This window comes from Cobetia sp. 10Alg 146, from assembly GCF_029846385.1.
Lineage (GTDB): Bacteria > Pseudomonadota > Gammaproteobacteria > Pseudomonadales > Halomonadaceae > Cobetia > Cobetia marina.
Genome location: NZ_JARWKT010000011.1, coordinates 36,252 through 50,830, shown reverse-complemented (window position 1 = coordinate 50,830; position 14,579 = coordinate 36,252). Strand labels below are relative to the sequence as shown.

Below are 14,579 nucleotides of genomic sequence, written 5' to 3'. Positions count from 1 at the left end.
GTGCGCTCCCCACGCATCACCCCACTGCTGAATGCCGGGCTGTTTCAGCTTGGCTGGTTCAGTTGCGTGCTGGGGGGCGCCTGGGTCGCACTGCTGGTCACCCCGCTCATTCTGGCCGCGCATCTGGGCTGGGTCGTCCCACAGGCCCGGCGCGCACGAGAGCTGCGATGGCTGGGGGGCTTTCTGGCACTGGGCATGGTGGTGGACGGCGGTCTGACCCTGGCCGGTGGCTACTCGCTGCCAGCCACCGCGCCGGACTGGACACACTGGCTGCCGCTGCCCGTGTGGATGTGGTGCCTGTGGCCGCTGTTCGCCAGTACCGTACATCATGCATTGCACTGGCTATGGCAGCGCCCATGGCTCGCCGCCATCGGCGGGGCGACAAGCGCGCCCCTGTCCTATTACGGCGGCGCTCAGCTCGCTGACGTCACGCTCGCCGATTGGCTGTTGCCGGCACAGGCCCTCATCTGGGGCGGGCTATGCCTGGCCATCTCGCGCTGGAAGCTGGCCCAGCCAGGCACATGATGTCCGTGCATCGAGGCGGCTTCAGGCCATGGCCATGGACAACTGGCCGGATTCATAGCCATTGAGACGCTCGATGACGTCCGCCGCCGGCGCGGGACGGGAGAAGTAGAAGCCCTGAATCCAGCCACAACCGTGCGATACCAGGTATTCACGCTGCTCTGCCGTCTCGACACCCTCCGCGATCATCTCCATGCCCAGCCCCTTGGCCATCGCCAATACCGCCATGGTGATGGCCGCATCGGAGCGCTCCCCCGGCAAGCTGCGAATGAAGGCCCGATCCAGCTTGAGCTTGTCCACTGGCAGATCCTTCAGATAGGACAGCGACGAATAGCCGGTCCCGAAATCATCCACCGCGATCTGGTGGCCTCTGCTGCGCAGGGTCGCCAGCCGGCGCGAGATGTCACCGGCGCGCTCATCCAGCAACACCGATTCGGTCAATTCCAGGCCGATGCTGTCCGCCGGCACGTCATACTCCAGCAGCAGCGCGGCCAGCGAGGCCTCGAAATTGCCCTGTATCAGCTGCAGTGCCGAGACATTCACCCAGATGCACAGGCGGTGTCCCGCACGTCGCCAGTTCGCCTGCTGCTGCACGGCCTCGCGCAGCACCCAGTTGCCCAGTCGCAGCATCAGGCCATGGCGCTCGGCCAGCGGGACGAAGTCAGCAGGTGACACCGGCCCACGCAATGGATGCTGCCAGCGCAGCAGCGCCTCGACACTGCTCACCTTGCCGGTACTGGCCTGATGCTGACACTGGTAGTGCAGCTGCAACTGGCCATGGCTCTCGAGCGCTGCCCGTAGATCGTTGGCCAGTCCCAACTGGAGATCGGCACCGGAGTCCAGCGCCGGCTGGAAGCGCATGTCGATATTGCGACCGTGGCGCTTGGCGGCGTAGAGCGCGCTTTCCAGGCGCTGCATCACCACTTCGGGATCACGCCCGTCCTCCGGTGCACGACAGCTGCCGATCGAGAGCGCCAGGTGGAGAATCTGATCGTCCACTTCCAGTGGCTGGGTCAGCGTCGAGCGCAGCTCTTCGATCCACTCACCGTGGTCTCCCCCCGCCGTGGTTCGCAGAATCACGAACTCGTCACCGCCGATGCGCCCTGCGACACCGCCGCGTGCCAGCTCCGTGAGGCGCCGCGCGAACAGCTTGAGCAGACGGTCTCCCCCCTCGGTGCCCAGCGAGTCGTTGATGCTCTTGAGGGCGTCGATGTCGATCAGCGCCAGGTCCAGGGCTTCCCCGGCCCGCAAGCTGCCCAGACGACTCACCATCAGGTCACTCAGACGACGTCGATTGGGCAGGCCGGTCAGAGTGTCCTCCAGCCCGATGCGCTGCAGGTCTTCCTCCCGCGCCTTGTGGCGCGAGATATCCGAGAACAGCGCGATGTGGAACACCTCTCCTGCGCGCTCCATGCGTCGCGCCCTCAGCCACTCAGGGTACTCATCGCCCTGCTTGCGCCGGTTCCAGACCTCGCCCTCCCAATAGCCATGCACCGCCAGGGCCTGCCAATAGCGGCGATAGAAGTCCTCGTCATGGCGGCCCGAGGACAGCAGGGAGGGGTTGCGCCCGATGATCTCCTCCGGCGCGTAGCCGGTGATCCGACTGAAGGCGGCATTCACCGCCAATACCTTGTTCTGACTATCACTGATCAGGAGTCCATCGCTGCTGAGGTGCACGGCCGCCTCCAGCAACTCGCGCCGCAGATGCAGTCGGCGCATCAACCGCAGGATGTCCGCGCCTGCCAGAGTGACCGGTATCAGCGCGCACAGTCGCAGTTCGAGGCCTGGCAGCCACGGCATCAGGCACAGGGCAATGACTCCCCCCCAGATGAGGGGGCGATTGAAGGAAGCATTCGGCCACATACCGGACCCTCGGTCGAGATGACGATATCCACTACACGGTTTCATCATGCAAATGGCCACTTCACAGCCAGGCTGGCCCGCGCACCAATGCTGCCCATTCTCCACGGAAATGTCATGCCAGCCCGCTGACACCCATCGTCTTATCGACTGGCACGCCAAAAGCTGAAGCAGATATTTGCACCGCCCCATGGTGCCCTTTAGTCTGCCCCCCACGTGCATTCAGTGGGGCCAGCCATTAGACTAGCCCCATTCGGGCGTTGTTACGCCCCGTACGGCATAACCATCCCGCTACTCGGAATGACTCAGTGACCAAGCAACACTCCTTTACTCGCGACGAGCTGCTGGCCTGCGGCCAGGGCGAACTCTTCGGCCCGGGCAATGCGCAACTGCCTGCTCCCAACATGCTGATGCTGGATCGCATCACTCACATCAGTGAGGAAGGCGGTAGCCACGGCAAGGGGCAGTTGATCGCTGAGCTCGATATCACTCCGGACCTGTGGTTCTTCGACTGCCACTTCCCGGGCGATCCGGTCATGCCGGGCTGCCTGGGCCTCGATGCCATGTGGCAACTGGTCGGATTCCACCTCGGCTGGCTTGGCAACCCGGGCCGCGGTCGTGCGCTGGGCTGCGGAGAAGTGAAATTCTCCGGTCAGGTCCTGCCGACCGCCAAGAAGGTGACCTACACCATCAACATCAAGCGGGTCATCACTCGCAAGCTGATCCTCGGCATCGCCGATGGCACAGTCACCGTTGATGGCCGCGACATCTATCAGGCCAACGACCTGCGCGTCGGTCTGTTCACCTCCACTGCGAACTTCTGAACGGGAGGCTCCCATGCGTAGAGTGGTAGTCACCGGGCTGGGCATTGTTTCCTGCCTGGGCAATGATCGCCAGCAGGTCCTGGAATCCCTCCAAGAGGGGCGTTCCGGTATCCGCCGCAAAGAGGAATACGCCGAGCTTGGCTTCCGCAGCCAGGTCGCGGGCGTAGTCGACATCAACCTCGAAGACCATATCGATCGCAAGCAACTGCGTTTCATGGGAGATGCCGCGGCGTATGCCTACATCTCCATGGAGCAGGCGATCGCTGATTCCGGCCTAAGCCCGGAGCAGGTCTCCAACGAGCGTACCGGCCTGATCGCCGGTTCCGGTGGCGCATCTTCCGCCAACCAGGTCGAGGCCGCTGACATCATGCGCGCCAAGGGCCTGCGCCGCGTCGGACCGTACCGCGTCACCCGCACCATGGGCTCCACCGTCTCCGCGTGTCTGGCCACGCCGTTCAAGATCAAGGGCATCAACTACTCGATCTCCTCGGCCTGTGCGACATCGGCTCACTGCATCGGCAGCGCTGTCGAGCAGATCCAGCTGAACAAGCAGGACGTGGTCTTCGCTGGCGGCGGTGAAGAAGAACACTGGACACTGTCCTGCCTGTTCGATGCCATGGGCGCGCTCTCCACCAGTTACAACGACTCGCCGGAAACCGCGTCTCGTCCGTACGACACCACCCGTGACGGCTTCGTCATCGCTGGCGGTGGCGGCATGCTGGTCCTGGAAGAGCTGGAGCACGCCAAGGCACGTGGCGCCAAGATCTACGCCGAAGTGACAGGCTACGGCGCAACGTCAGACGGCCACGACATGGTGGCACCGTCCGGTGAAGGCGCCGCACGCTGCATGCGTCAGGCGATGGCAACCGTGAACGGCAAGATCGACTACATCAACACTCACGGCACCTCGACGCCAGTGGGGGATGTCGCCGAACTCAAGGCCATCCAGGAAGTCTTCGGTGCGGACAGCCCGGCGATGAGCTCCACCAAGTCGCTGACCGGCCACTCTCTGGGCGCCACTGGCGTGCAGGAAGCCATCTACTCGCTGCTGATGATGGAGAACGACTTCATTGCCGCCTCCGCCAACGTCAGCGAACTGGATGAACGCGCCGACGGCCTCGATATCGTCACCACTCGCCGTGATGGCGTGAAGATCGAGCGTGTGCTCTCCAACAGCTTCGGCTTCGGTGGCACCAACGCCTGTCTGATCCTGGAGCGCTTCCAGGACTGAGATCATGAATCTCTGACCGGTGATGCATGACACGAAAAGGCCGCCCCATGGGGCGGCCTTTTTGCTGGTAGCGAGCTATCGGCTGGCTTTCACATCACTTCACCGCCCGACTTCCTCCAATCGGAGCGCTCAGACGCCCACGCTGTCTGCCGGTGCCTTTTCCTCGAGTGGCGGACGTGGAGTGCGGGATATCCGCTGCAAGGTGTCTTCCACCCACCCCTCGACATCCGCGATCACCGCATCCGGCTTGCGGCCGGTGGTCTCGATCGCAGGCCCGAAGACGACATGCAGGGTGCCAGAACGCTTGATCCAGCTGTCATTGGGCCAGATCTCGCCTGCATTGTGGGCCACCGGGACGACCGGCACTCCAGCACGACAGGCAATCGCGGCACCTGACTTGTTGAATTTCTTGCGCGTCCCCGGTGCCAGGCGCGTCCCTTCCGGGAAGATCAGCACCGTGAAGCCATCCTTGAGCCGCTGCGTTCCCACGCTCAACACCTGCTTGAGCGCCTTGGCGGGCTGCTTGCGGTCCAGCGGAATCGGCTCAAGCAGCTTGAGCCCCCAACCGAAGACGGGAATCTTGAGCAACTCCTGCTTGAGCACGGTGCACAGCGGCCGCTTGACCACCTGCAGATAGATGGTTTCCCACTCACTCTGGTGGTTGGAGAGCAGAACGCATGCCCCTTCGGGCAGCTGCTCACGTCCGCTGACCTCTACCCTGACGCCACAGGTGAGACGGAACCACCAGAGCACAAGGTGGTTGTAACTATGCAGAACGCGATAACGTGCCTTGAGCGGCAAGCAGGCTGCCACGGGTACCAGCACCAGGGCACTGAGCAGCAACGCCATGAAATAACCGAAGTAAAACAACACACTACGCAGTGCATTCACAGTAAAGATCTCCGCACGTCAGACATCCTCTTGAGGTGAGGTCACCGGGGTGCGCTGTGCCACCCAATCGTCCAGCAGACGGGACAGCTCCAGCCGCCAGGGTTTCTGATGCACCCCGAAGGTCTCCAGCACTCGTCGACAGTTGAGCACTCGGCGCAGCGGAGTTCCCGAGTTGAGCGTCAACGCCTTGATCGGGCCGGGTGATACCTCCTCCCCGATCCCCTCGAGCCGAGTGATCAGCTGAGTCCGCACCACGCTGATGAAGGCGTAACTGCTGATAGGCTCGGTACCCGCCAGATGATAGGCGCCCCAGGAACCCGCACCGCAACGTTGCTGTTGCAGCATGCCGACCAGCGCCATGGCCACGGCGTCGACACTGGTCGGGCACAGGATGACGTCTTCCGCAGCGCGGACTTCCTGACCCGCGAGCAACGACTCGATCAGCGTCGGCAGCCAGGCATCACGGCCATCGGGGCCGAACAACGGCCCGAGACGCACGATCAGATGGCTCGGCAATTCGGCGCGGATACGGTCGCCCGTGGCGATGACCCGACGCAATGCCGTATCGATGGGAGACGGCACCTCTTCCTCATCGAGCAAGCCTTCCCCGCCCTGCTCGAACATCTGGTCCGCCACGCACCACACCAGCGGCGTGTCTGTCTCGACACAGGCCGCCAGCACGGCTTCCACATGCTCGGCATGCGCCGTGACGTCTGCCGGTGCCGAGTCCGCAGGACTGACGAAGGGAGGCACGATCACCACATCCGCGCGATGCGAGCGAATATCACTGGCGTCGATACGCACGGCATCGAGCACTTGAAGCTCGAGATCCGTACGGGTGTTGGCCACTCGGGCCAGGCCGAGGCTCAGGCAATGCCCGGCATCCAGCAGCAAGAGTTTCACAGGCACACTCCGGCAAACAGACGCATCGGCACGAAGCGTGCCGATGCAAAGGCGACATTCTATCAACCTTGCAGGCTGGCTGCAGGCCCGTTGTCGCGCCGGGGACCAGAAGTGAGCAACACCCCTCCCAGCGGCTGGGGGCGACCGATACCATAGCCCTGAACGAGATCGACACCGATCTGCTCAAGTGCCGGCAGCAAGTCACGTCGCTCCACGTATTCGGCGATGGTGACGATGCCCATCTGGGCACAGATGCGGCAGATGGCCGAGACGATGGCAGCGTCCAGGCTGTCACGGGTCAGATTGCGCACGAAGGCGCCATCGATCTTGAGCTGATTGACGGGCAACTCCTTGAGATAGGCGAAAGAGGACATTCCGCTGCCGAAATCGTCCAGCGAGAAGCTGCAGCCAAGGCGACGAATGCCACGAATGAATTCGCGTGCTTGCGCCAGATTGCTGATGGCGGCCGTCTCGGTGATCTCGAAGCACAATCGCTCAGGCGCCACGCCACTCTCCTCGATCATGGTGATCAGCTGATCGCGCAATGGCATGTCACTCAGGCTTTGCCCCGAGAGATTGATGGCCAGGATGGCGTCTTCTTCAATGCGCCCGTCATTGGATTTCAGTACCTGCAGCGCTTCAGTGACGACCCAGACATCAATGGCAGGCATCAGCCCGAAGCGCTCGGCAGTGCCCATGAAGTGGGCCGGGGTCATATGCTCGCCCTCGGCGTTGACGTAGCGCAGCAATACTTCGTAGTAAGGCCCACTGGATGGGCGGCACAACGATTCAATCGGCTGGATATAGAGCGTGAAGAAGCGTTTCTCCAGCGCTTCCTGCAACAGAGGCAACCATTGGAGCTCGCGCTGGGCACGCTCGAGCCCGGCATCTTCCTCGTGATAGGCATGCACCTGGTTGCGACCATTCTGCTTGGCCATGTAACAGGCCGCGTCGGCCTGACGCAGCACTTCCGTGGCCGGTGCACTCCCCGTGATGGACGCCAGGCCGATGCTGACACCCAGCTGGAACTGACGCCCATCCTCGAGATAACGATAATCCGCGATGGTCGAGCAGAGTCTCGAGGCGCGCTCCAGTGCCTGTTCACGATTGCATCGATAGAGGATGACCGCGAATTCATCGCCTCCCAGACGGGCGAGCACATCAGAATCCCGGATCTGCTCGCGCATCAGATGCGCAATCTCGCGCAGCACGGTATCCCCCGCTGCATGACCGCAGGTGTCGTTGATGACCTTGAAGAAGTCGAGATCCAGATACAGCAATTGATGCAGATCGCCGTCTTCCAGCGAGGCCCCCAGAGCATCATCGAAGGCACTGCGGTTCTGCAGCCCCGTCAGGCTGTCATGATGGGCCTGGAAATCGAGCCGACGAATCATCGCCTGGCGATAACTGATGTCACGGAAGACCAGCACGGCGCCTTCCACCTCATCATTGCGAGCGCGTACCGGAGACGCCTTGAGCTCTATCGCACACTCACTGCCATCCCTGGCGACCAGCAGGGTCTGGTTCGCCATGTGCACGACCTCCCCGCGGCTGAGCACGACATCCAGGTGGGTATCCATCATGTGGAGGGAGCCCTCATGGCGCAATTGCAGAATGCGCGCCCAGGGGCGGCCCCGGGCCAGCGCGGGATCCCAGCCACACAATTCTGCCGCGATGGGATTGATGTGGCGGATCATTCCCTCCCGATCAAGGCTGATCACCCCTTCATCGATGGAATCCAGCATCACGGTCACCTGATCCCGTTCGTGACGCAATTCCCGGGTGCGGTACTCCAGCAGACCGCTCAACCGCGCCCGATAGTGTCGACTGCGCCGCACACGACTTTCTGCCTTCAGCGCCAGCAACGTCAGTCCCAGCACGGCCAGTGAGGCAACCCCGAGTATCACTGCCAGCCAGACATGCTGCCCTCCCCCCGAACGAAGCGGGGGAGCCGGCATCACCGAGTCAGGCACCACTTCCATCGCCGCCATGCCCAGATAGTGCATCCCTGCGATCGCTCCCCCCATCAGCAACGCAGCAAGGGCCTGATAACTGCGACGCGGCCGGCGCTGATGCAGAAAGAGCCCTCCAAGCCACAGCGCAGCCGTCGAGGCGATGACGGCCACCAGAATCGACAGTCCCAACAACGGGGCATCGTAGCGATACGCCATCGGCATCTGCATCGCCGCCATGCCGAGATAGTGCATCGAAGCGATCCCGCCCCCCATCACCGCCCCGCTGCCAAACAGCCATGGCAGCGTCAAGCGCGACAGCGTGTTGGCCCACAGCGCCAGTCCGGAAGAGAGCACGGCCACCATCATCGAGAGTAGCGTCAAGCCCCACTCATAGGTGACCGACGTACCGATGTCATAGGCCAGCATGCCGATGAAATGCATTGACCAGATGCCCAGGCCCATCGCCAGAGCCCCACCCAGCAACCACCCCAGGCGACTGGCACGCGACACCGACAGCGCGACCTGCCGAATCAGCTGCAAGGCAGCATGAGATGCCAGTACCGCTACCAGAATGGAAAGCAATACCAGTGAGGGGGAATAGCTACCATGCATGAATGACCTCAATCATCGGGGGCCTGCCAAGGGGAACGAGCTGAAAGTGGACATACACTTGAAACGATAGTTTACCTGCAAGGTACGGAACTGCCTGATTTTTTTCTCCACGCTCAGTGTCCTCAAGCGAGACGACAGCGTGATGGCCCGATCATCGGACTCGGGGCTTCCCCCCTTACGCTCGCAGAGCGACTTTGGATGTATCGGCCGATATCCTGGCAGATGGAGGGGGAATGCCTGAAAACCTCCCCGCCCTCTCACGCAGTACCCTCGATACCTCGAGAGGTTTCCTTTGCCTCCAGAAACGAAAAACCCCCGCAGAGCGGGGGTTCGAGACAATATGGATGACCATGGAGCTGATGATCAGAACGGAATCTCATCATCGAAATCGTCAAAGCTGCCAGCCGGCGGCGCGCCGAAATTGTTGTTCTGCGAGTTCTGTTGAGGAGGCTGCTGAGCCGGAGGCGGAGTGTGCGGGGCCGGCGGCTGACCACCGAAGTTGCCACCCTGCTGCGGTGCCGGCGGCTGGCCGCCGAACTGGCCACCCTGCTGCGGAGCTGCCGCGGCCTGCTGCTGGCCACCATACTGACCACCTTGCTGAGGTGCCTGCTGGGGACGACCGCCGCCACTGAAGCCGCCACCGCCGCCGCCTTCACCACGGGTATCCAGCATCTGCATGTCATTGGCGACGATTTCGGTGCTGTAGCGGTCGTTGCCGTTCTGATCCTGCCACTTGCGCGTCTGCAGACGACCTTCGATATAGAGGCGAGAGCCTTTCTTGACGTATTGCTGAGCGATTTCCGCCAGCTTGTTGAACATCACCACACGGTGCCATTCGGTACGTTCCTGACGCTGACCGCTCTGACGGTCATTCCAGGTATCCGTGGTGGCGAGGTTGAGGTTGCACACCGCACTACCGGACGGAGTGAAACGGACTTCCGGATCCTGACCGAGATTACCGATCAGAATGACCTTGTTTACGCCGCGAGCCATGAAGATTACTCCTGAAAATAGACCGGTGCACATCAGGCACCGGCGAAGGTATCGAGTGCACTGACAGTGATCTGCCAGTGTCAGGGTTCAGCTGGCAGGTGCCTCGGCACCTGCCGGAGTTTCGCCATCACGCTGGCGAGTGAAAGTCGCCAGCGCCTTGTCATCCAGTGTATCGCGTGTGACCTTCAGATAGGCGACCTGTTCCTCACGCACGACCAGAGCTTCTTCCACGCCGGCAATGGCCAGCAGGCGCGTCTGCAACTCGACGGCCGGAAGCCTCGCGGCTTCTGGCGACAGGCCGACCACTTCACTGCCAAGATGTCGCGGCGGCTGCATGTTCCAGACCACAGCCAGCCACAGCAGCGCCAGCAACCCCATGCCGAAGAAGACGCCACTCAGCCCGAAATGGCCCGTCAGCCAGCCGCCGCCGACACCCCCCACGAAGGCACCGAGGAACTGGCTGGTCGAATACACCCCCATCGCGGTGCCCTTGGCACCGGCCGGCGCCAGCTTGGAGATCATCGACGGCAAGGTGGCTTCCAGCAGATTGAAGGCCACGAAGAACAGCCACAGCAGGCCAAGGAAGGGCACGAGACCTGCGTGCTCGATGCCATCCACCCCCAGCAGCAACAGGCTTGTCGCGATGGTCGCCACGGCGCCCAGGAAGACCGGCTTCATGCGGCGGTACTTCTCGGCCACGATGACCAGCGGAAGCATGGCGACAAACGCCAGGCCCATCAAGGGCAGATAGACCCAGCCATGATGGGCGGGCGCGATGCCGAAGTTGACCAGCTGCTGCGGAATGGCCACGAAACAGGCCGTGAGGATCATGTGCAGCGCAAAGATCGACACATCCATGCGCAACAATGCGGAATTCGCAAGAATGCCCTTGAGCTGGCGACGATCAAGCCCCACATCTTGATGCTGACGCCTGGGTGCAGCAGGCACCAGTTTCCAGAGTACGAACACGCTCGCCACGGCCATGATGGCCGTCAGCCAGAAGACGCCCGAAAGTCCGAACGCATCCGCGGCCAGGGGTCCCGCGACCATCGCCAGCGCGAAGGCGACGCCGATCGACATGCCGATGGAGGCCATCGCCATCGTGCGCACCTCCTCTCGCGTCTGATCGGCCAGCAGCGCCATGATCGCACCTGCCACGGCACCGCTGCCCTGCAGGCAACGACCAAGGATGATCATCTCGATGCTGTCGGCATTTGCCGCGACCAACGAGCCAAGGATGAATAGCCCGAGTCCGAAGCCGATCACGGCCTTGCGCCCGAGGCGATCGGACAACCAGCCGAAGGGGATCTGCAGCAGTGCCTGGGTCAGGCCATACCCGCCCAACGCGACGCCGACCAGCGTCGGCGTCGCGCCAGCCAGATCACGGGTGTAGAGCGCCAGCACCGGCAACACCATGAACAGCCCGAGCATGCGGGTGGCATACAGGCTGGCAAGGCCGACGATGGCGCGACGTTCCGGCGCTAGCAGTCGAGAGGTCTTCATGGATGGCGGCGGGCTCCGGAGCAGGACAGTCAAGAAAGGGAGGCCGACCACGCGGGTCGCCAGAGAGTAGACTCCATGGGTGCTGATCACCGATGGACTGCACATTCTAAGGCTCGCCTGTCGGCTTTGAAAGCATGCAGCCTTTGCCGGGCGTTTCGCCCGCGCCTTATAATCGTTGCTTTTATCGACGCAGCCCGAGGTGGCAATGGACAGGATTCAGGTCAGGGGTGCGCGCACCCACAACCTCAAGAACATCGATGTCGAACTGCCGCGTGACAAGCTGATCGTGGTGACCGGGCTCTCCGGTTCCGGCAAGTCGTCACTTGCCTTTGACACACTCTATGCCGAGGGACAGCGGCGCTACGTCGAATCACTGTCCACCTATGCTCGCCAGTTTCTGTCGATGATGGAAAAACCGGACATCGACCACATCGAGGGTCTGTCACCGGCGATTTCCATCGAGCAGAAATCGACATCGCACAACCCCCGCTCCACCGTCGGTACCATTACCGAGATCTACGACTACCTGCGCCTTCTGTACGCTCGCGCCGGGACGCCGCGCTGCCCGGACCACGACATCGACCTGGAAGCCCAGACCATCTCGCAGATGGTCGATCAGGCGCTGGCCCTGCCCGAGGGCAGCAAGCTGATGCTGCTGGCACCGGTAGTCAGCGGGCGCAAGGGCGAGCACCTGCAACTGCTTTCCGAGCTGCGCGCCCAGGGCTTCGTCCGCGCGCGTATCGATGGCCTCATCGTCGAGCTGGATGACCTCAAGCCGCTGGAGAAGAACAAGAAGCATGATATCGACGTCGTCGTCGATCGCTTCAAGGTGCGCGAGGACCTCAAGCAGCGTCTGGCCGAGTCCTTCGAGACCGCACTGAACCTGGCCGATGGCAGCGCACGGCTGCACTTCATGGACGGCGAACAGGAAGACCTGGTGTTCTCCTCGCGCTTCGCCTGCCCGGTGTGTGGCTATGCCCTGGCCGAGCTGGAGCCACGCCTGTTCTCCTTCAACAACCCGGCTGGCGCCTGCCCGACCTGTGACGGTCTCGGGGTGAAGCAATACTTCGACCCGGAGAAGCTGATCAGCCATCCGGAGCTGTCGCTGGCCGAAGGCGTGATCAAGGGCTGGGACCGTCGCAGCGTCTATTACTTCAGCCAGCTGCAGGCCGTCGCCGAGCACTATGGTTTCGCTCTGGAAGCCGCCTGGGAATCACTCAGTGATGAAGCGCGTGATGCCGTGCTCAATGGCAGCGGACGTGAGGACATCGCGTTCAGCTACGTCAATGACCGCGGCCGCAAGGTGACGCGCGAACATCCCTTCGAGGGCGTACTGCCCAACATGGAGCGGCGCTACCGTGAGACCGAATCCAACATGGTGCGCGAGGATCTCGCCCGCTATCTGGCCGTTCAACCCTGCCCGAGCTGCGATGGCTCGCGTCTGCGCCGCGAGGCACGCAATGTCTACGTCGACAATCGCACCCTCGCCGAGGTCGTGCGCCAGCCGATCGGCGAAGCGTGGGAAGAGTTCGGCAAGCTGAGCCTGCCGGGGCGTAAGGGCGAGATCGCTGCCAAGATCGTCAACGAGATCCAGGCGCGCCTCGAGTTCCTCGTCAATGTCGGCCTCGACTATCTGACGCTGGAGCGCAGCGCCGATACCCTTTCCGGGGGTGAGGCACAGCGCATCCGTCTTGCCAGCCAGATCGGCGCCGGCCTGGTCGGCGTGATGTACATCCTCGATGAGCCCTCCATCGGCCTGCACCAGCGTGACAATGACCGCCTGCTCAAGACACTGATTCACCTGCGTGATCTGGGCAACACCGTGATCGTGGTCGAGCATGATGAAGATGCCATCCGCGCCGCGGACCACGTGCTCGATATCGGCCCAGGCGCTGGCGTGCACGGCGGTGAGATCGTCGCCCAGGGCACCCCGGCGCAGATCGAGGCGACGCCCGGCTCATTGACCGGACAGTACCTGAGTGGCGAGCGTGAGATCGCCGTGCCGCCCTATCGCCTGCCCGCCAATCCCGAAAAGGTGCTGCGCCTGACAGGTGCCACCGGCAACAACCTGCAGAACGTGACGCTGACGCTGCCGACAGGCCTGCTGACCTGCATCACCGGCGTCTCCGGCTCAGGCAAGTCGACACTGATCAACGCCACGCTGATGCCGCTGGCCGCCCGTGAGCTCAATCGTGCGACCACGCTGACCCCGGCGCCCTACGGCAAGATCGAGGGGCTGGATCTGTTCGACAAGATGGTGGACATCGATCAAAGTCCCATCGGGCGTACACCTCGCTCCAACCCCGCCACCTATACCGGGATCTTCACGCCGATCCGCGAGCTGTTCTCCGGGACCCAGGAAGCGCGCGCGCGCGGCTACAAGCCGGGCCGCTTCAGCTTCAACGTCAAGGGTGGGCGCTGCGAAGCCTGTCAGGGCGACGGCCTGATCAAGGTCGAGATGCACTTCCTGCCTGACATGTACGTGCCCTGCGATGTCTGCAAGGGCAAGCGCTACAACCGTGAGACGCTCGAGGTCCAGTACAAGGGCAAGAACATCCATGAAGTGCTGGAGATGACCATCGAGGAGGCACTGGAGTTCTTCTCGCCGGTACCCGCCATCGCGCGTCGACTGCAGACACTGATGGATGTCGGCCTGTCCTATGTCCGCCTCGGCCAGAGCGCGACCACGCTCTCCGGCGGGGAAGCCCAACGCGTCAAGCTGGCGCGCGAGCTGGCCAAGCGCGATACCGGCAAGACGCTCTACATCCTCGATGAGCCGACCACCGGCCTGCACTTCGAGGATATCCGACAACTGCTGGTGGTCCTGCACCGCCTGCGCGATCACGGCAACACCGTCGTCGTCATCGAGCACAACCTGGATGTGATCAAGACCGCTGACTGGTTGATCGATCTGGGTCCGGAAGGCGGCTCAGGCGGGGGCCAGATCATCGCCGAAGGGACACCGGAGCAACTGGCAACGCAGGAGGTCTCGCATACCGGTCGCTTCCTGGCACCGCTGCTGAAGCGCCAGAGAGCCTCCAACGCCAAGACAGGCGCTCAAGACACGTCAGCGGACAGCAAGCCGCCCAATGGCGGGAAGCCCGGCAGCAAGAAGAAGACAGAAACCAGCAACTGACCTTCGCCAGGTGCCCCAGCGACACCCCTGACTCCTCTCGTACCGTTTCCTTGCGGGACGTGACGAGTCAGGGCTTGCCCATGACGCTTGGCCGCATGGGCTGCCCAACCGACAGGCCTGTCTATCAGGCATAAAAAAAGGCCAACCCC

At 62.8% G+C, this 14,579-nt stretch carries 10 protein-coding genes; 4 read left to right on the top strand and 6 right to left on the bottom strand.

What is annotated here, in order from left to right:
- A complete protein-coding gene (locus QD172_RS16115; protein WP_084207749.1) occupies positions 1-525 on the top strand; it encodes a DUF2878 domain-containing protein in 525 nt (174 codons plus the stop codon).
- A 21-nt stretch (positions 526-546) separates the two neighbouring features.
- On the opposite strand, the gene QD172_RS16110 is transcribed toward QD172_RS16115, so the two are convergent.
- Positions 547-2,385, bottom strand: a complete 1,839-nt coding sequence (locus QD172_RS16110; protein ID WP_176503960.1) for a GGDEF domain-containing phosphodiesterase — start codon at positions 2,383-2,385, stop codon at positions 547-549.
- 305 nt (positions 2,386-2,690) lie between these two features.
- Between QD172_RS16110 and fabA the strand changes: the two genes are divergently transcribed.
- Entirely contained in the window at positions 2,691-3,206 is a 516-nt protein-coding gene (gene fabA, locus QD172_RS16105) for a 3-hydroxyacyl-[acyl-carrier-protein] dehydratase FabA (protein WP_077373372.1), read from the top strand.
- A gap of 13 nt (positions 3,207-3,219) precedes the next feature.
- Complete coding sequence (gene fabB / locus QD172_RS16100) at positions 3,220-4,437, top strand: beta-ketoacyl-ACP synthase I (protein ID WP_077373369.1); 1,218 nt, start codon at positions 3,220-3,222, stop codon at positions 4,435-4,437.
- A gap of 129 nt (positions 4,438-4,566) precedes the next feature.
- Here fabB and QD172_RS16095 read toward each other — a convergent pair whose 3' ends face one another.
- The 5 genes from QD172_RS16095 to QD172_RS16075 form a co-directional block, all read right to left on the bottom strand.
- A complete protein-coding gene (locus QD172_RS16095) occupies positions 4,567-5,286 on the bottom strand; it encodes a lysophospholipid acyltransferase family protein (RefSeq protein ID WP_077373500.1) in 720 nt (239 codons plus the stop codon).
- A gap of 60 nt (positions 5,287-5,346) precedes the next feature.
- The gene (locus QD172_RS16090) at positions 5,347-6,231 is read right to left on the bottom strand and encodes a sugar nucleotide-binding protein (protein ID WP_279856268.1); all 885 of its coding nucleotides are present in this window, start codon (positions 6,229-6,231) and stop codon (positions 5,347-5,349) included.
- A gap of 62 nt (positions 6,232-6,293) precedes the next feature.
- Entirely contained in the window at positions 6,294-8,798 is a 2,505-nt protein-coding gene (locus QD172_RS16085; protein WP_271303382.1) for a bifunctional diguanylate cyclase/phosphodiesterase, read from the bottom strand.
- 363 nt (positions 8,799-9,161) lie between these two features.
- Positions 9,162-9,791, bottom strand: coding sequence for a single-stranded DNA-binding protein (gene ssb / locus QD172_RS16080; RefSeq protein ID WP_279856267.1), 630 nt, complete (start codon positions 9,789-9,791; stop codon positions 9,162-9,164).
- A gap of 87 nt (positions 9,792-9,878) precedes the next feature.
- Positions 9,879-11,294 carry an MFS transporter gene (locus tag QD172_RS16075; protein ID WP_136939720.1) on the bottom strand — a complete coding sequence of 472 codons (1,416 nt, stop codon included), beginning with the start codon at positions 11,292-11,294 and terminating at the stop codon, positions 9,879-9,881.
- 205 nt (positions 11,295-11,499) lie between these two features.
- Here QD172_RS16075 and uvrA point away from each other — a divergent pair, with 205 nt between their 5' ends.
- Positions 11,500-14,430, top strand: a complete 2,931-nt coding sequence (gene uvrA, locus QD172_RS16070) for an excinuclease ABC subunit UvrA (RefSeq protein WP_077373354.1) — start codon at positions 11,500-11,502, stop codon at positions 14,428-14,430.
- Positions 14,431-14,579 lie beyond the last annotated feature (149 nt).